Origin of the sequence: Rhodopila sp., from assembly GCF_965277165.1 — a bacterium.
Classification (GTDB): domain Bacteria; phylum Pseudomonadota; class Alphaproteobacteria; order Acetobacterales; family Acetobacteraceae; genus Rhodopila.
In genome coordinates this window covers 197,720-215,942 of the sequence record NZ_CBDICE010000006.1, presented here as the reverse complement: position 1 = coordinate 215,942, position 18,223 = coordinate 197,720, and the positions used below count along the sequence as shown (strand labels likewise).

The 18,223-nt window shown below is 66.3% G+C and carries 15 protein-coding genes; 2 read left to right on the top strand and 13 right to left on the bottom strand.

Annotated elements, in window-relative coordinates; translation table 11 throughout:
• Positions 1 to 4: 4 nt before the first annotated feature.
• Positions 5 to 331 (bottom strand): carboxymuconolactone decarboxylase family protein, encoded by a 327-nt coding sequence (locus ACQY4Y_RS12695; RefSeq protein ID WP_428490978.1) that lies wholly within the window; start codon positions 329 to 331, stop codon positions 5 to 7.
• Positions 332 to 486: 155 nt separating this feature from the next.
• Entirely contained in the window at positions 487 to 1,305 is an 819-nt protein-coding gene (locus ACQY4Y_RS12690) for an SDR family NAD(P)-dependent oxidoreductase (RefSeq protein WP_428490977.1), read from the bottom strand.
• A gap of 485 nt (positions 1,306 to 1,790) precedes the next feature.
• Between ACQY4Y_RS12690 and ACQY4Y_RS12685 the strand changes: the two genes are divergently transcribed.
• Entirely contained in the window at positions 1,791 to 3,023 is a 1,233-nt protein-coding gene (locus tag ACQY4Y_RS12685; protein ID WP_428490976.1) for an FAD-dependent monooxygenase, read from the top strand.
• Between the two features lie 56 nt (positions 3,024 to 3,079).
• On the opposite strand, the gene ACQY4Y_RS12680 is transcribed toward ACQY4Y_RS12685, so the two are convergent.
• The 9 genes from ACQY4Y_RS12680 to ACQY4Y_RS12640 form a co-directional block, all read right to left on the bottom strand.
• Positions 3,080 to 4,285: an acyl-CoA dehydrogenase gene (locus ACQY4Y_RS12680; protein WP_428490975.1), complete on the bottom strand. Its 1,206-nt coding sequence runs from the start codon at positions 4,283 to 4,285 to the stop codon at positions 3,080 to 3,082.
• Positions 4,282 to 5,817: a DEAD/DEAH box helicase gene (locus tag ACQY4Y_RS12675; protein ID WP_428493631.1), complete on the bottom strand. Its 1,536-nt coding sequence runs from the start codon at positions 5,815 to 5,817 to the stop codon at positions 4,282 to 4,284. Before ACQY4Y_RS12675 ends, ACQY4Y_RS12680 begins: the two co-directional genes overlap by 4 nt.
• 705 nt (positions 5,818 to 6,522) lie before the next feature.
• Complete coding sequence (gene frc, locus ACQY4Y_RS12670) at positions 6,523 to 7,833, bottom strand: formyl-CoA transferase (RefSeq protein WP_428490974.1); 1,311 nt, start codon at positions 7,831 to 7,833, stop codon at positions 6,523 to 6,525.
• A 1-nt stretch (position 7,834) separates the two neighbouring features.
• Positions 7,835 to 8,581, bottom strand: coding sequence for a GntR family transcriptional regulator (locus tag ACQY4Y_RS12665; protein ID WP_428490973.1), 747 nt, complete (start codon positions 8,579 to 8,581; stop codon positions 7,835 to 7,837).
• 182 nt (positions 8,582 to 8,763) lie between these two features.
• Complete coding sequence (locus ACQY4Y_RS12660) at positions 8,764 to 10,026, bottom strand: alkaline phosphatase family protein (RefSeq protein WP_428490972.1); 1,263 nt, start codon at positions 10,024 to 10,026, stop codon at positions 8,764 to 8,766.
• 118 nt (positions 10,027 to 10,144) lie between these two features.
• The gene (locus ACQY4Y_RS12655) at positions 10,145 to 10,648 is read right to left on the bottom strand and encodes an OsmC family protein (protein ID WP_428490971.1); all 504 of its coding nucleotides are present in this window, start codon (positions 10,646 to 10,648) and stop codon (positions 10,145 to 10,147) included.
• A gap of 9 nt (positions 10,649 to 10,657) precedes the next feature.
• Positions 10,658 to 11,452 (bottom strand): N-acyl homoserine lactonase family protein, encoded by a 795-nt coding sequence (locus tag ACQY4Y_RS12650; RefSeq protein ID WP_428490970.1) that lies wholly within the window; start codon positions 11,450 to 11,452, stop codon positions 10,658 to 10,660.
• Positions 11,453 to 11,455: 3 nt separating this feature from the next.
• Positions 11,456 to 12,484: an LLM class flavin-dependent oxidoreductase gene (locus tag ACQY4Y_RS12645; RefSeq protein WP_428490969.1), complete on the bottom strand. Its 1,029-nt coding sequence runs from the start codon at positions 12,482 to 12,484 to the stop codon at positions 11,456 to 11,458.
• A 158-nt stretch (positions 12,485 to 12,642) separates the two neighbouring features.
• Complete coding sequence (locus tag ACQY4Y_RS12640; RefSeq protein WP_428490968.1) at positions 12,643 to 13,680, bottom strand: MBL fold metallo-hydrolase; 1,038 nt, start codon at positions 13,678 to 13,680, stop codon at positions 12,643 to 12,645.
• 598 nt (positions 13,681 to 14,278) lie between these two features.
• Here ACQY4Y_RS12640 and ACQY4Y_RS12635 point away from each other — a divergent pair.
• The gene (locus ACQY4Y_RS12635; protein ID WP_428490967.1) at positions 14,279 to 15,895 is read left to right on the top strand and encodes a tetratricopeptide repeat protein; all 1,617 of its coding nucleotides are present in this window, start codon (positions 14,279 to 14,281) and stop codon (positions 15,893 to 15,895) included.
• Here ACQY4Y_RS12635 and ACQY4Y_RS12630 read toward each other — a convergent pair.
• Both ACQY4Y_RS12630 and ACQY4Y_RS12625 read right to left on the bottom strand, forming a co-directional pair.
• Positions 15,838 to 16,923, bottom strand: coding sequence for an acyl-CoA dehydrogenase family protein (locus ACQY4Y_RS12630; RefSeq protein WP_428490966.1), 1,086 nt, complete (start codon positions 16,921 to 16,923; stop codon positions 15,838 to 15,840). The genes ACQY4Y_RS12635 and ACQY4Y_RS12630 overlap by 58 nt on opposite strands.
• A 145-nt stretch (positions 16,924 to 17,068) precedes the next feature.
• Positions 17,069 to 18,217 carry an acyl-CoA dehydrogenase family protein gene (locus tag ACQY4Y_RS12625; RefSeq protein WP_428490965.1) on the bottom strand — a complete coding sequence of 383 codons (1,149 nt, stop codon included), beginning with the start codon at positions 18,215 to 18,217 and terminating at the stop codon, positions 17,069 to 17,071.
• Between the last annotated feature and the right edge of the window lie 6 nt (positions 18,218 to 18,223).

The window sequence follows — 18,223 nt, the reverse complement described above, 5'->3', positions numbered from 1 at the left end:
AATCCTACGGATTGGCCTCGAAAATCTCCCGCGCGAGGTTGGCGGCCGACATCGCGGCCGGCCAGCCGGCGTAGAACGCGACATGGGTGATCATTTCGGAGATCTCGGTCTTGGTCAGGCCGTTGTCCAAGGCACGCTGCAGGTGCCCGCGCAGTTGTTCTGGACGATAAGTGGCTGTGAGTACCGCGCAGACGATCAGGCTGCGGTCTCGCTTGGATAGTTCCGGACGTTCCCAGATATCGCCGAACAGGACCTGTTCGGTAACCTCGATCATTTTCGGCACGGTATCGCGCACGCGGTCGCGGGATGCGGACGAGGGAACCTGAGCCATGATTTTCCTCCTGTTGGCTGTCGTGGCATTGCACACCAAGCCGGTTGCGCTGTCCAATCGTCAACCGCCTGACGCGCCGCTTCCAGGTGGCCGCGAGACCAGTTGGGCTCGGCATCGGCAGCGGATCACAGGTGGTCGGATCGGCGCGACAAAATTCAGGGCATCGCCGCGGTGCTGCCACCGTCCACCACGATCTCGGTCGCGGTGATGAAGCGCGCCTCGTCGGAGGCCAGGAACAGCACGGCGTGCGCCACATCCCAGGCGTCCCCCATGTGTCCCATCGGCACCGCCGCGTTGCGCGCATCAATCAGCTTCTGGGCGTCGTTGCCGCCGACCGTGCGGGCCAGCCGATACTCGACCAGAGGGGTGTGCATCAGCCCCGGCACGACGGTGTTCACCCTGATGCCCTGTTTGGCGTAGCTGCCGGCAACCGAACGCGAAAGCTGGATCACCGCGGCCTTCGCGGCGCTGTAGCCGACATGGGACCGGTTGCTCAGGAAATCGTTGCGCATACCGGCGACCGAGGCGATGTTGACGATCGCGCCCTTGCCCTGGTCCAGCATCACCGGCAGCACGTATTTGCAGCCCAGGAAAGCGGTTTTCAAATTGAACTCGATCTGGCGGTCCCAGACCTCCTCGGTCATCGAGACCGGGTCGCCGGGGGCTGACCCACCGACGTTGTTGACCAGGATATCGATGCGCTTGAAACGATGCAGGCACGCCTGCACCATCGCCTCGACGTCGGCCGCGACTGTCAGGTCGCAATGGTGGGTGGCGCTGGTGCCGCCTGCGGCCTCGATGATCGACCGGGTTGCCGCGACTGCCGCTTCGTTGATGTCCACCAGGAAGACCGAGGCGCCCTGGCGGGCCAGCAGGATGGCGGTGGTCTTCCCGTTGCCCCAGATCTCGCTATCCGCCGGACCGACCGACCCAGCACCAGCGACGACCGCGACTTTTCCCGCCATATCCAGCATTCGGCTTGCTCCCTTTCGATGCCCCGGCACCGCGGCCGATGCGCCCGGTCCAGGTCGCCGTGGCCGGGGCGCCTTGCCAGGCAGCATTCCCCAGCCACGCTGCGCGGGCTGATCCGGCCATGCTGCGCATCCGCTCGACGGTTGGCAAGCGGCCATCCGGCTGCCCGATGAGCGGGTTCGCATACGAGACAATGGCCGGGATATCGCCACTGAAGGTAAAACGATCGCGACAAAACATTGTCACTTGCCAACGCATTGGTCCTGTATCCGAGACGATGCGGGGCTCAGTTGTACGAATCAGTCGCATGGACGTGCCTATTGCAGCGTGATGGCTCAAAATCCAGTTCAGATCACGAGTTTTGATCCAAGATGGCGTCGGGTGCCGATGCCGTCCGCCGGTAACGGATGACCGCCTCATTCGCTGTTGATTATCGGGCCGTGCACCATTCGGCTACATCGTTTCGATGTCTCGGGAGCGGCGATCAGTGACTACCAGCCTCGTTTCGCGTCGTTCAGATGGCTCCGGTTGCTTCGACGTCGTTATCGTCGGTGGTGGCGTCGGCGGAACCCTGGTGGCGAGGCTGCTGGGGCAGGCCGGATACGAAGTGTGTCTGATCGATCGTCATGCGGTCTTTCCGCCGAATTTCCGAGCCGAGCATCTGGATGGTCCGCAGATCGGGCAACTCCGTCGCCTTGGCTTGCTGGATGACCTGACGCTTGGTCTCTATCGTGGCGAAACGGTGACGACCGCTCGGGCCGGACGTATCATCGGGACCAGCGGCACGATCAACTACGGCCTGCGCTATGAAGACCTGGTCAACCGGGCGCGTGCGTCCTTGCCGGCAACGGTGCAAACCGTGATCGGGCGCGTTGCCCAGGTCGACGCCAGCGATACGATCCAGCGGGTGCGGTTGTCCGACGGGGATATCATCAGTGGTCGTCTGGTGGTCCTGGCCACAGGTCACGGACAGGCGATCGGCAAGGCCCTGGGGATCGGTCGGCGGCTGATCCGGCACGCGCATTCGCTGACCTTCGGGTTCGATATCGAGCCGGTTGGCGAGGCTTTCGAGCATTCCTTCCTGGTCTATCAGCGCGAGCAAATCCGCGACCGGATGGACTATCTGGCGGCATTCACGATGGGCGCGACGACGCGGGTCAACCTGTTCACGTACCGCGACTACAAGGAGGCCTGGACCAGGGCTTTCCTGGCCGATCCGGCCGCCGGCCTGCGCGCCACGCTGCCCGGGCTGGCTTCGGTCATCGGCACCTATCGCCCGATCGGGCCGGTGGTGGCGCGGCCGATCGATCTCTACACCTCGGAGCGGCATCGGCGGGACGGGGTCGTGATGATCGGGGATGCGTTTCAGGCCGCCTGTCCGGCGACCGGAATGGGCATGGTGCGGCTGTTGACCGATGTCGAGCAGCTCACCGCGCTGCACATTCCACGATGGCTGCTGACGCCGGGAATGAACGCGGCCAAGATCAGCGCGTTCTACGACGATCCGGTGAAGCGGGCCTGCGACGACAAGGCGTTGCACGATTCGGAATACCGGCGCGCGGTTTCGATCGAGCAGACGCCTGCCTGGCGATTGCACCGGGGTCGGGTTCGGGCGATGGAGACCGTGGCGGGATGGTGGCGCCGTCAATCGGCGCTGTCCCGTCCGCGCATCGGCACGGACCAGCCCGGCGACATCGCCGGCGATCCCGCCCGGGCGTAATCATGATCGGTTGATTATTGTTGCCGGCGACCCGGGTATCGATGTCAGTCCGGACTCTATCCCCCGAACGCCGAGAGCCCCGTCTGTGCCCGTCCCAGGATCAGGGCATGCACATCATGAGTGCCCTCATAGGTGTTCACCGTCTCCAGATTCATCACGTGACGGATGACATGATACTCGTCGACGATGCCGTTGCCGCCATGCATGTCCCGAGCAACCCTGGCGATGTCCAGCGCCTTGCCGCAATTGTTGCGCTTTAGCAGACTGATCATCTCCGGTGCCGCGTCGTGTTCGTCGATCAACCGGCCCAGCCGCAGCACCGCGTGAAGCCCCAAAGTGATCTCGGTCTGCATGTCGGCCAGCTTCTTCTGGACCAGTTGCGTCCCGGCCAGCGGCCGGCCGAACATCATCCGCTGCAGGGTATATTCGCGGGCCGCCTGCCAGCAGAACTCGGCCGCCCCCAAAGCGCCCCAGGCAATGCCATAGCGCGCGTTATTCAGGCACGAGAACGGGCCGCGCAGACCCTTGACCGACGGCAACTGGTTTTCAGCCGGTACAAACACGTCCTGCATCATGATCATGCCGGTGACCGAGGCACGCAGCGAGAACTTGCCCTCGATCTTCGGCTGCGTCAGGCCGTTCATGCCGCGTTCCAGGATGTAGCCGCGAATGTCGCCGGCGTCGTCCTTCGCCCACACCACCAGCACATCCGCGATCGGCGCGTTGGTGATCCAGGTCTTCGACCCGTTCAGCAGGAACCCGCCATCGACCGCCTTCGCCCGCGTCCGCATCGACGCTGGATCGGACCCTGCATCGGGTTCGGTCAGACCGAAACAGCCGACCAACTCCCCGGTGCGCAATCCGGGCAGATATTTCCGCCGCTGATCCTCCGACCCGAAGGCGTGGATCGGATACATCACCAGCGACGACTGCACCGAGAACGCCGACCGGTAACCCGAATCGACCCGTTCGACCTCACGCGAGATCAGGCCATAGCTGACATAATTGATGCCCGCGCAGCCGTAGCCATCCAAAGTGGCGCCGAGGAATCCCATCTCGCCGAACTCGTTCATGATCTCGCGATCGAACTTTTCCAGCCGGTTCGCCATCAGAACGCGCGGCCACAGCTTCTCCTGGCAAAACGCATGGGCGGCGTCGCGGATCGCTCGCTCGTCCTCCGACAAGGCGGTTTCAAGCCGCAGCGCATCGTCCCACGCGAACCGCGTGAAATGGCCGGACGGACGTGGCGGGGCGTCGTTCATGCGTCACTATCCCCAGTTCGCGCGGTCGGGTTCGGCCGCGCACGCAGCGACATGAAGGCCGGAACCTCGTCGCCGAAGCCAACGACGGCGGCCCCCAGGTCGTCGTCGCGCCGATAACGGCCCCGACGGCCATCCTCCCGTCTTGGCTCCTCCCGTCTGGGCTCCTCCCGCCTGGCCTCTTCCCGCCTCGGGTCCGGCCGGCGCGCTTCCCCGCGCCTGGCCTCGACCCGCCTCGCTTCATCGCGCCTCGGCTCGTCGCCCCGCGCAGCGCGATCCGCGGCGATCGCCAGTTCGGGTTGTTCAGCGGAATTCGACTGCGAGCGGTCGGAGCGCCCACGTTCACCCCGCGGCTTGCCGGTTTTTTCCCGACCCTCCCGACCTTTGGGCTTGACGGCAGATGTCTTCGGCTCCGCCGGCTTGCGCCCGCGCCGCTTGCGGCCATCCCGCTCGGCCCAATCCACCGGATCGAGGCCCTCGACCAGGATCGGCGGAATCGGATGGCCGATCAGCTTCTCGATCTGCTCCACGGCATAGCGATCGTCCGGGGCCGCGATGGTGAAGGCCTTGCCTTCCAACCCGGCACGACCGGTGCGGCCGATGCGATGAACGTAGTCCTCGGCGTGAATCGGCACGTCGAAATTGAACACGTGCGACAGACCGCCGATGTCCAGCCCACGAGCCGCCACGTCGCTGCAAACCAGCAGGCGAAGCTCGTTCGCCTTGAACTTCTCCAGCGTCGCGAAGCGCACCGTCTGGGCCATGTCGCCATGCAGCGCGCCGGCATTGAAATTGTGCTTGCTCAGCGATTTGTACAGGATATCGACATCGCGTTTGCGGTTGCAGAAGATCAGTGCGTTCTGCACCGCCTGACTGCGGACCAGCCGGCGCAACGCTTCCCGCTTGTCGTGCTCCGCCACCAGCGCGATCCCCTCGGTGATCGTCGTGGCCACCGAAGCGGCTCGGGACACCGCGATTTCCTTCGGATTGGTCAGGAACGCATTCACCAACCGGCGGATTTCCGGCCCCATCGTGGCCGAGAAGAACAGCGTCTGCCGCGTCGCCGGCAACATCGAAACGATCCGCTCGACGTCGGGGATGAAGCCCATGTCCAGCATGCGGTCGGCTTCGTCGATCACCAGCAGCCTGGTGTCGGTCAGCAGGATGGTGCCGCGGTCGAACATGTCCAACAGCCGACCCGGCGTGGCGATCAGCACGTCGACGCCGCGGTTCAGCACCTCTTTCTGGTCGGACATGCTCTCGCCGCCGATGATCAAGGCGTGGGTCAGCTTCAGATATTTGCCGTATTCGACGAAATTCTCCGCGACCTGCAGTGCGAGCTCGCGCGTCGGCTCCAGGATCAGGCTGCGCGGCATGCGGGCGCGGGCGCGCGAGCCGGACAGGATATCCAGCATCGGCAAGGTAAAGCCGGCGGTCTTTCCGGTCCCGGTCTGCGCCGTGCCCATGACGTCGCGACCCATCAGCACGTAGGGGATCGCCTGCTCCTGGATTGGCGTCGGATGCCGGTAGCCCATGTCGTCGATGGCGCGCAGCACCTCGTCGGACAGGCCAAGATCGGCGAACACGGTGCGGGCGTCTTCCGGCGGCGGCCCGGCCTCGATCGGGATCAGCTCCGGCTGACCTCCTTTATCGATGGGTTGCTCGTCGGACGAATGGCGCTCGACCGCACCGGCTGCGTCTGCGGCGGGATCACCGACCGCGCGCTCAGGCGCATCCTCCGGCAGTTCGGATCGGTCCGCGGCGGTTGGCGCGCTGGCTTCGCCCGATGGCTGGCTATTTGCGTCCGCCCCGGTTGGCGGTTGCACGCTGAACGGGTCGGCAGCGGATGAATCGCCCGCCCCGAAGTCGAGCGCGACCCCGCTCGCCTCGGCGACGTTCGAGTTCTGAACAGCCTGGTTCGCTGCCTTATCCTCCGCGACATGCGGCTCCGCGTCGGTGGGTTCCCGTGGGGCGGTGGTGGTTTCGTTCAAATCCGGTCCAGTCGATGGCATGGGTGCGTTTGATGGTCGATCGTTCCGCATTTGGCGGCGGGTGCCGTGGCTGTACCCTGTGGCCAAACGCAAATCCCGCATGCGAGGTGCCCAGCATCCACTCGCGCGCCGGGCGGGGTATCGGTATTACAAGGGCAAAAGTCAAGGATCAGTGCTGCGCGGCGTCACATCGAACCTTGCATGCGATCAACCACCCGGCAACCCGCCCGCCAGCCCGAACCCCGCCGCTCACCCGGCCGCCGCCCGCCGTGCCGCGCCGAGCGCTCCGGAGGCCAGCGCCTCCGCCACCTGGCTGTCGTCGAGCTTCAGCACGCTGCGCAAGATTTCCTCGGTATGCTCGCCCAGCAGCGGCGAGCGTTTCACCTCGGAACCACTATCCGACATCTTGATCGGATTGCCGACCGAGAGGTAGCTGCCCCGCGTCGGATGCTCGACCTCGACCACCGTGCCGGTGGCGCGCAGCGATCGGTCCTCGACCAGTTCCTTCATCGACAGGATCGGACCGCAGGGAATGTCGTATTTGTTCAGGATGTTCATCGCCTCCAGCTTGTCCTGCGTCATCGTCCAGGCCTCGATCGTGTCGAAGATCGACCGCAGCCGAGGCAGCCGGGCGGCGGGCTTGGCATAGTCCGGATCGGTCTTCCAGTCCGGCTTGCCGATCACGTCGCAGATCGATTCCCAGACCGGCGCCTGGGCGATGAAATAGATATAGGCGTTCGGATCGGTCTCCCATCCCTTGCACTTCAGGATCCAGCCGGGCTGGCCGCCACCCGAGGCGTTGCCGGCACGCGGCACCGCCTCACCGAATTCGCCGTCGGGATATTGCGGATACTCGGTCAGCGGTCCGTGCGCCAGGCGCTGCTGATCGCGCAGCTTGACCCGGCACAGGTTCAAAACGCCGTCCTGCATCGCCACGTCGACCCGCTGCCCGCGTCCGGTGGTGTTGCGCTGGAACAGCGCCGCCACGATCCCCAGCGCCAGGTGCAGGCCGGTGCCGGAATCGCCGATCTGCGCCCCGGTCACCATCGGCGGCCCATCGTCGAACCCGGTGGTGGAGGCCGACCCGCCGGCACATTGGGCGACATTCTCGTAAACCTTGCAGTCCTCGTACGGGCCCGGTCCGAAACCTTTGATCGAGGCCAGGATCATCCGCGGATTCAGTTGCTGGATGCGCGGCCAGGTAAATCCCATGCGGTCCAGCGCGCCGGGGGCGAAATTCTCCACCATGACGTCGCAGGACTTGACCAGTGCTTCGAGCACCTCCTTGCCAACCTTGTGCCGCCCGTCGATCTCGATCGAGCGCTTGTTGTGGTTCAGCATGGTGAAATACAGGCTGTCGACGCCCTTGATGTCCTGCAGTTGCCCGCGCGTGATGTCACCGGTTCCCGGTCGTTCGACCTTGATCACGTCGGCACCGAACCATGCCAGCAACTGGGTGCATGTCGGGCCCGACTGGACATGGGTAAAATCCAGGATGCGGACGCCCCCCAATGCCTTGGCGTCTCCCAATGCCTTGGCGCCATCAAGTGCTGTGGTCATGTCATTTCTCCCTGCTGTAAATTTTACATGGCGCTGCTTCCACAGCCGGCGGCTGCCGGTCGAGCAACCCGCCATGCCGCTCGACATGCTCCGCCAGGCCCAGCGTGTGCGCCCGCACCAGCCGTTCGGCGAGGTCGGCATCGCCCGCCTGCAGTGCTGCGATGATCGCACGGTGATCCGCCACCGAACGCTGCGCCCGGTTGTCCTGCGTCATCGTCACCGCGCGAACCGCGCGCATATGGATGAACAGCGCGTCGGTCAGGCTCGACATCAGCTCGATCCCGCCCAGGCGGATTATGGCGCGGTGAAATTCCATGTTGGCGTCGGAGTATTCCGTCAAGTGCCCGGACGGGTCTTCGTCGAACGCATCCATCAGCCCGCTCAGCGCGGCGACGTCGGCCGGCAAGGCATTGTCCGCGGCCAACCGTGCCGCCATGCTCTCGATCGCCGCCCATACCGTGATCATCTCGACGATCTCGCGCTTCGTCTTGCGCACGACGATGATGCCGCGGCGGGGAATCGAGCGCACAAGCCCTTCTTGCTCCAACACCGAAAGCGCTTCGCGGATCGGCGTGCGGCTGACCCCCAGATCTTCGCTGAGTTGCCGCTCATCGAGCCGGATCTCCCCGGCGTGGCCGTAGAGCTCCATGTCCATGATCGCCCGCTTGATCGCGTCAGAGGCCTGTTTGCGCAGGCCGAAACCGACATCGAGCGGCGCTATGCGTAGTCTCGGCTGGGTTTGGGACAAACCGTGTAACCCCGTGCTGCAGTAGTTTGTATTTTGTATACCACGGAAGTCAAGCAAGGGCGACCCGGCGGAGAGAAGGCCCTAGCGCCATCCCTCCGTCCGCCGCGCTGACCGGGCAAAATCGGCAGTCATGCTGTGTTCCACGAGTGGCCGGCGCAATTCGTGTGCTCCGGAGCCCACCTCTACAGTGCACGCCCCTCGCAGCCATCCCCCGACAGCCCCAGGTGACGCAGCAACGTCGGTCCCAGGTCAACCACCGAACTCGGCGCCCCGGACGTCGCACCGGCCTCGAAGCCGCACCCCGAGATCATCAGGAACGGCATCTGTTCCCACGCACCCAGGCCGCCATGCTGGCCACACCCAAGCCGGTCAGACTTGCCCTCCGACGGCTTCGCGCTCGCCCCGCTACCGGCAATGCCGAACCCATTGGGCGCCGCGTCGCTGCGCATCGAAACCGCGCACACCAGCCCATCCACCGCCGCCTGCCCCGCCGCTTCCAACCGGGCCCCTTCCAGCACCTCGCCGGCCCAACCGCGCCCGCGCAGAAACCCCACCACCGCCGATGCATCCGCCGCGCGATCCGGGTGCAGGTAAATCAGCGCCGAGGTGCCATTGGACACCGCCAGCAAGCTGGCATCCCCGGTGCGCTTCAAGCCGGCCGAGACGAATTCCAGATCGATGTCCACCACCTCGGTCACCGTCTGGTGGCCATGGTCGGAACAACCGATCAGCAGCACCTCCTCCCCGGCGGCTCGCCGCGCGCTGACCGCCTCCCGCACCCGACCGAAGCAACTGTCGGCCGCAGCCACCGCCGCCATCGCCGCCGGTGAGCCCAGCGGGTGCTCGTGCTGCGAATGGTCCGGTTCACCCAACCACAGCACGGCCAAGGAAGCCTCCCGGCCGGCCAGCGCCCGGTGCAAAAAATAGCCCGTCAGCCGATCGTCGCCCGCGCTGTCGAGCGTGACATCCCCCACCCCATCCGCCGCTTCCAGCCGGCGTCCACCAGGAGCGAAACAGCCGGCTCGATGATACACCCAGCCATGCCCGTCCGGATCGTGCGCCCGCGCCGCGCCTGGAGACACGTTGCTGAACACCATCGCCTCGAGCCCCGCCTCGGCCAGGCGCTGCGCCAGCGTCGGCACCGCCAAGGTGCGCCCGCGCACCCGGCGCCAATGGTCCATGAAGTCCGGCCGCCCGACATCGCGCGCCACCAGCGCGCCATTCTCCATCAGCGCCACCGAATTCCCTTGCAGCCCATGCCGGGCCGGAAAGCAGCCCGTGGCAAAGCAGGCCGAAACCACCCGGGTGGCCGACGGAAACACCGAACGGTGCGCGCCGAAAGCGGTTGCCTCGGCGCGGAACGCATGCAGTTTCGGCGTCGTGTCCGGCCCGACCAGGTCCCGCCGCAACCCATCCAGCACCACCACGACCGCACGCCGCGTCATCCCGCCCCTCTTTCCAACGCGACGCCACGCCAGGAGCGCCGACCACCCCCAATGCTTCCGTCAGCCAGCGAAATCCTCAGCCGGACGCGCCGGGCTGCCCCCCAACGCCCGTCCGACCTCAAACAATCTCCATCGCAATCCTCGGCGGCGCCTTCAACGTCTGCAAAATCACGCAATACCGCTCGGTGGTCTGGATCATCCGTTCCAGCTTCGCCGCATCCGCGTCGCAGTCCACCTCGAACCGCAGCGTAATCTCGCTCAACCCCACAGGAGCCGCACGATCCACCCCCAGCGTGCCCCTGGCGTCCCACACCCCCTCGGCAATCACCTTGCCGCTATGGACAGTCACCCCCATCGCCGTCGCCACCGCCCGCAGCGTCACCCCGGCGCAGCCTACCAACGCCTCCAGCAGCATATCCGCCGAACAGGCCAACTCGCCCGACCCGCCACCCGCCTTATGCAGCCCGGCAACCACCGTGCCATGCCAGGCATCGACATTCACCGCGATGTCGTTCCGATCCAGGCTGCCCTCGGCCCGCGACACCACCCTGGCGGCATCCGGCCGGTTGCGGTAGGCTTGCTTCAACGGCGCCTGAACGGCGCGCAGTTCGTCGGCGTTCATCATCCCTCCTTATTGCGCTGGCGGCACATCCAGCCGGACCACGATGCCGTCCAGCTCGGACGAGGGCGGCGGATAGCGCCGCATCACCTGCGGATCGTGACCCGGAACGATCAGCTCCGCCGACGCGGCATGCGCGCGCAGCGTATCGAACGCCTCCAGCATGTCGCCGACATGCAGCGCCACCGTGAACGGCCGCTGGGTATCCATGTTCTCATAGAAATGCGTCACGTCTGACGCCAGCACCACGACGCCACGCTTCGTATTCACCTTGACGAACTGCAGCCCGGCCGAGTGCCCGCCAGTCGGCACCACGTTGATGCCATCGGCCACCTCGGCGGCACCGTTGTGATACACCACCCGGCCATCGAAGTTCAGCCGCACCATGCCGCAGACATCGTCCGGCTCGAAGCTTTTCGCCAGTTGCTTGTGCCGCATGTAGCGGCCCACCGCGTAGTGCATCTCCGGTTCCTGCAAGTGAAACCGAGCCTTCGGAAACTTGTCGAAGTTACCGACATGATCGTAGTGCATATGCGTCAGGATCACGTCCCGAACCGTCGCCGGATCGACCCCCAGCAACGCAAGCGAATCGATCGGACAGCGTTCCAGCTTGCGCCCGCGCTTGCCGCCGCTTTCGGCGGTGAAGCCGATGTCGATCACCACCGCGCGGTCGGCGTTGCGCGCCACCCACACGAAGTAGTCCATCGGCATCGGCCCGTCATGCGGATCGCCGCCGATGAAGTGCTCGCCCCGCCGAGCCTCACGTGTGGCGTAACGCAGGGCGAACAACTCATATACCGCCGTCATCGTCTAGACCGCCTCCTGGTGCGCGCTGATGTCGGGCATCACCTTCCGGGTGAACAGATCGATCGAATTCAACGCCTCGTCGCCGGTGATGTCGCCGAACGCGAAGCGACACAGCAGATAGTTCAACCCGGCCTCGTCCACCGTCCGCTGCAAAAAATCGCGCACCTTGTCCGGCGTCCCGGCCACCGCGCGCCCCTCCGCCTCAGCATCCTCGAAACGTTCGGGAAAGATCGCATGTGCCGACGGCATCATGTCGTGCGCGAGCCACAGCTTCAGGAAGCTGGCGCGCCACTTGTCATACCCACGCCGAGCAATGTCCAACGCCTCCCGCTCGGTCTCGGCGACCACCACGTGCCGCCCCACCCCCATCAGCGGTAGATCAGCGGAATCGAGGTCCAGCGCAGCCCATTCGGCTCTGTAACGATCGGTCAAGGCGCGCATTCCCGCACCCGGAAGATTGCCGACGATATTGACCCTGTGCTTCGCCGCCCACGGCACCGCCTCAGCGCGGCCCAGACCGTACCACAGCGGTGGATACGGACGCTGGAACGGCGCGATCTCCATCGGCACGTCACGAAAATTGTAGTACTGGCCTTCGAAATTCAGCACCGAATTGGTCATTCCGCGCAGCAGCACGTCCAGCGCCTCGGCATACATCGCCGGCGTCTGTTCCGGATCCAGACCATAATAGCGCAGCTCGATCGGCGAAATGCCGCGTCCCACCCCCAGCAACAGCCGCCCGCCGCTGATCTGATCCAACATGCAGATCTCTTCCAGCAGCTTGATCGGATGATACAGCGGCAACAGGTACACCAGCGGCCCGAACCGCAACCGCTGGGTGCGCTGCGCCACCGCGGCCAGCCACACCCCAGGGGCCGGAGCCACACCCAGCGGCGTGGCATGGTGTTCGGCGACATGATAGCCGTGGAACCCGGCGCGGTCATACGCCTCGACCAGCTTCAACCGCTCCTCATAGAACCGGTCCAGCGGCGCAAGGCCGCGATCCATGTGGTCGAACACACCCAGCTTCATGGCGCACGCCCCGCCGTCGCGCCCACTCGACGCAGCCGGTCCGGCCCTCCGCCATCCACAATCGTCGTCATGCGACGTCTCTTCCCGACAATCGTCGAGTCGTACTCGCGGGTCAGCGGCTTGTCCAGGCCGACAAACCGCCGCCGCCGGGACCCGGCTCAGTGCGTCAGCGGCCCATCCGCCCGTTTCCACGCATCGATCCCACCCGCGATATGGCTGGCCCGCTCCAGCCCAGCCTCATGCGCCGCCCGCACCGCCATGGCCGAGCGTTCACCGAACGCGCAATAGAACAGCAACCGCCGCTCGGTCGCCGACGCCAGTTCATACAGCATCCCACCCGGCTGAATGTTCTGCTCCAGATCCGAATAAGCCGCATGCAGCGACCCCGGAATCGAGCCATGCTTAAGCCGCTCGGTTTTCTCCCGCAGATCGACCAGAACGGTCTCCTTGCAACCGACCATCGCCTGCGCCTGCGCCGCGCTGCACGCCCACCCGAGCCGCGCGATCTCCTCCTGCGCCAGCCCCTGCCGCTGGTTGGCCGGCACCGCGACATCCATCATCTTCGGATTGGACAGCTTCAGCCCGTTCATCAACGCGGCATATTCATCCACGGAGTTCACCTGCAGCCGAGGATTGCAACGCTTCTCCTCGCCGATCGTGCTGACCGTATCGCCTTTGTAATCGTGCGCCGGAAACACCATCGTCTCCTCGGGCAGCCGCAGCAGCCGGTTGAAGATCGAATCATATTGCATCCGCGGACAGCCGTTCTGGAAATCGGTCCGCCCGGTGCCGCGGATCAGCAGCGTGTCCCCGGTGAACACCCGGTCCTGCATGTGAAAGCTATACGAATCGTCTGTATGGCCCGGCGTATAGATCGCCTCCAGTTCCACCCCTTCGATCCGCAACCGGTCGCCATCCGCCACCCGCATCGACACCACGTCGACGCTGGACTGCTCGCCCATCACGGTAATGCACCGCGTGCTGTCACGCAGAGCCCCCAGGCCGGTGATGTGATCGGCATGCAGGTGCGTATCCACCGCCTTGACCAGCCGCAGGTCCAGTTCCCGGATCAGCGACAAATAGCGGTCCACCTTCTCTAGCACCGGATCGACGATCAACGCCTCGCCCCCCCGGCGCGAGGCCAGCAGATAGGTGTAAGTGCCCGAACTCGCGTCAAAAAGCTGACGGAATATCACCGCAACCTCCGTTGGTAATGAAACAAACCCGCCGATCCATCACTTGCGCCAATCCGGCGCCATCCGGACCCAGGCAAAAACAAACCCGAACAGGCCGCAAGACAAATTCCTCTCGCAACCCAAAACATAAGAGATAACCATGCCACGGCAAAGCGGTTCCAAGAGATAAACTTCTTGCAACCCGCGCCCCGGCAATCCCGCACCGCTCAACCCCGGCGCAATCCCCCGCGGAAAAGTCCGATCTCGCCCGACGCAATCAGAGAGCGTGGAACAAGCGGCGACCCCTCTGATCCATACGATGGCATGCCGACCAGGACTCCCTGCCGATGGCCAAGGTCAAGGCCCACAGCCGCGAAGCGGGCCGCCAACGGCGGCGGCCGAGGTCGGTCATCGGCAAAGGGACAATCGACAGCACTATCGGGTCGCCCGCTCATCGAACACTGTCCGTCGGCTCACGTCCCGAGGTTGACAATTCACGCGCCCCGCCACCGCACCACAGGTCCCCCCCGCCGCCACATCACGAACGCCCCTCGCCATGCGCCCCGCCCGAACGCGACGATTCAGCCCTCGTTAACCATTCAGCCGGCAGAATCGCCGCATGTCCGCTGTCCTCGACGACGCCCCCGCCCCATCCCCGGTCACCCCGGCGCCGATCGAGGATGGCCGCGACCTCTACGTCCAAGCCCTGCTGGCGCTGCGGGACGGCAATGCCGAAGACGCCGCCTCGCTGCTGATCCAGGCCCTGCGCCGCCAGCCCAACCACGCCGGCATGCGCCGCAACCTGGTGCGCGCCCTGCTCCTCGCCCAACGGTTCGACCAGGTCGTGATCCACGCCAACGCTGCCTTGGCAACCGCCCCCGACGACGCCGAACTGCACTTCGCCCGCGCCACCGCACTCAACGCGCTCGGAGACCACACCCGCGCCTGCGCCGCGTTCACCCGAGCGCTGGCGCTGAAGCCCGACCACGCCGCCAGCTACCTGAACCTGGGCAACGCTAAGGCCGACCTCGATGACCTCTCCGCCGCCGAGACCCTGTACCGGACCGCGATCCGCCTCGACCCGACACTCGCCGAAGCCCACGCCAGCCTGGGCCACATCCTGACCCAACAAGGCCACTCGAACCTCGCAATCGAGGCCTGCGAAACAGCGATCCGCCTGCGCCCGGACTTCGCCCAGGCACACTGGAACCTGGCCATCGCGGCCCTGCTGACCGGCGACCTGACCCGCGGCTTCGCCGAGTACGAATGGCGCCGGCGCCACCCGCGCTATCGCGACCGCCTGCATGATCTTCCGGAAGCCCGCTGGGACGGCACCCACGCCGCCGGACAGACCATCCTGGTGCGCGCCGAACAAGGCTTCGGCGACGCCATCCAGTTCGCCCGCTACCTGCCGCTGATCCGCGACACCGGCGCCGTTCCGCTACTGGCCTGCGCCGCCTCGCTGGTCCCCCTGATGACGTCCATGGGCCTCCACGCGGTATCCGCATCCGACCCCCTGCCGCCCTACGATGCCTGGATCGACCAGATCAGCCTGCCACTGGTGTTCGCCACCACACTGGACAGCATCCCCAGCACCACCGCCTACCTTCACGCCGACCCGGCCCGCGTCCACGCCTGGCACACCCGCCTGGCGGTCCCGCCGCACAATCCGCCGTGTGATGCCGACCATCCGCCGCGCGACGACCACCAAGCGAACATCGGCCTCGCATTCGCCGGCAACCCGCAACACCCGGCCGACCGAGCACGCTCGATCCCGCCACACTTCGCGGCCAAATTGCTCGCCATCCCCGGCTTCCGCTTCGTCAACCTCCAGCACGGCCCATCCGCCGCCGCGCTCGCCCTGCCCGACCTCACCCGATGGATGACCGACTACGCCGAAACCGCCGCGCTGATCGAAAATCTCGACCTCGTCATCACGGCTGACACCTCGGTCGCCCACCTTGCCGGCGCCCTGGGCAAGCCGGTCTGGATCCTGCTGCCGCACGCTCCCGACTGGCGCTGGCTGCAGGCCCGTTCCGACAGCCCCTGGTATCGCTCCGCCCGCCTGTTCCGCCAGCCCAAGCCCGGAGACTGGACTACAGTGCTGCACCAGGTAACGGACGAATTGGCCGCTCCCCCGCCGCCGCCCCACGCCGCCGCCCACGATCCCGACGCCAATCACGCCACCGCCGTCAGCATCTCCCACAACCGGTCCGCGCCATTGCCGCAGGCATAGGACCCGACCCGAGCCGCCCATTCCGGGTCCGACCCGAACTCCTCGCGCCACGACCACAGCCGGCGGGTCGACAGCTGCAGCGCATACTCCTGGGTGAACCCAATCGCGCCATGCACCTGGTGCGCGATCTCGCAGGCCAGCGTCGCCGCCTCCCCCACCCTGGTCTTCGCCACCGCGATCAGGAACGTCTCCCGTTCGGCGTCCGACCCGCCCAGCGCCTCGATCCCCAGATTGGCCGCCGCCACCGCCGCCGCGGTCTGCCCCGCCAGCACCGCCAGGTTCTGCTGCACCGCCTGGAACTTCGAGATCGGCCGCCCGAACTGCACCCGCTCCTGCGCATACCCCACCGCCAGGTCCATCGCCCGCTCCAGCGCCCCCGACATCATGGTCGCCCGAGCCAGCGCGCCGCGGCGATACAGCGCGCCCCGCGACACGCCCTTCCCCAGCGCCCCCACCGCGTCGGCCGACAGCCGCGCACCGCCAAACGCCAGCGTGTCCCGCGCCTCGCCGGCGATGTTCTTGCCCGGCGTCAGATCCGCCCCGCCGATCCCGTCCAGCAGCACCGCCATCTCGCCATCCGGCCCATCCGCGACCAGCACCGTCCGAGCCACCTGCGCCGCATAGGGCAGCCGCGCCGCCCGCCCCGACAGCCGCCAGCCATTGCCGTCGCGCACCACGCTCAGCCGATCCGCCCCGCGCACCGGCCCCACCGTCATCGGCCCATCGGAGACCTCCAGCCCAGCGCTGGCCGCGACCCAGGCCGCCAGCATGGTCTCCGCCAGCGGCAGCGGCACCGAAAACCGTCCCGCCAGCCGCAACACCGCAAACAGATCCGACCACGCCGCATCCGCCCCGCCCGAGGCTTCCGGCAATGCCGCCAGCGGCACCCCGGTCTCGGCCACCACCGACCACAGATCGGCGGCGAACTCACCACCCTCGGCCCGGTCGATCACCGCCTTGGTCGATCTGTCCTCGAATAGCCGGGTCATGCTCTCCAGCAGCATCCTGGTCTCATCGCGAACCGCCATCGCCCCGCCTCCCTTCAACCCAGCCCCGTTCAGCGCGGCGCCAGTCCGCGCAGCCCCAATCCGCGCAGCCCCAGTCCGCGCAGGCCCAGTCCGCCCAGCCCCAGTCCGCCCAGCCCCAGTCCGCTTCCCGATCCGCGCGGCGCCTTCAGCGCAGCCCCAGCCCACGAGCAATAATCCCGCGCAGGATCTCCCGCGTGCCGCCCTGGATCGAAAACCGCGGCGCGTTCATCGTCGACCGCGCGATCATCGCCACATAGGTCTCCACCGCCTCCAGCTCCGGCTCGACCGGGAACAACTGGCGCGCCACCACCGGAATGTCCTGCTCGTAGCGAGTCCCCAGATCCTTCACCACCGCCGACTCGGTATTCGGCTGCATGCCCTCCTGCAGCATCCCCGCGATCGACAGCGACATCCCGCGCAAGGTCGCCAGTTGCGCGATCAGCTTGCCCAACGCCGCCGCGGTCGCCTGGTCCGGCGACGGGCCGGCCATGCGCACCATCTCGCGCAGCATCTGGAACAGCACCAGGAAGCGGTCCGGCGCGCTGCGCTCGAACGCCAGTTCGCTGGTCACCTGGTTCCAGCCATTGCCTTCCTGTCCCAGCAGCCGGTGCTCTGGAACCACGACATCGGTCAGGAAGATCTCGTTGAAATGGTGCTCCCCCAGCAGGTTGCGCACCGGCCTGATCTCGATCCCCGGCAACTTCAAATCGAGCAGGAACTGCGTCGCCCCGGCGTGCCGGTCCGGCTCCTCGCGGCCGTCGCCCGCCATCTTGCAGAACAGGATCGCATAGTCCGCCCGATGCGCGTTCGACGTCCACAGCTTGCTGCCGTTGATCTTGTAGCCGCCATCGACCTTCACCGCCCGCGTGCGCGTGCCCGCCAGGTCGGACCCCGAGTTCGGCTCGCTCATGCCGATGCAGAACGTCAGCTCCCCAGCGGCGATCTTCGGACAGAAGAACTGCTTCTGCTCCTCGCTGCCAAAACGAATGATGTTCGGCCCGCTCTGCCGGTCGCCGGTATAATGCGCCCCCAAAGGAGCCCCCGCCGCCAGCATCTCCTCGATCAGCACATAGCGCTCGAACGCGTTGCGCTCGCCCCCGCCATATCGTTTCGGCCACGTCATGCCGATCCAGCCCTTGCGACCCATCGCGCGGCTGAACGCGCGGTTGAAGTCGCCGCGCGGGAATTTCATCAGGTCCTGATGCTGCCCGAGGAATTCGCGCACCTCGGCGCGCATTGCCAGCGCCTCCGGCGGCAATTCCACGGGATCGAAACGAAACATCGGCGCCGCCATCTCTCC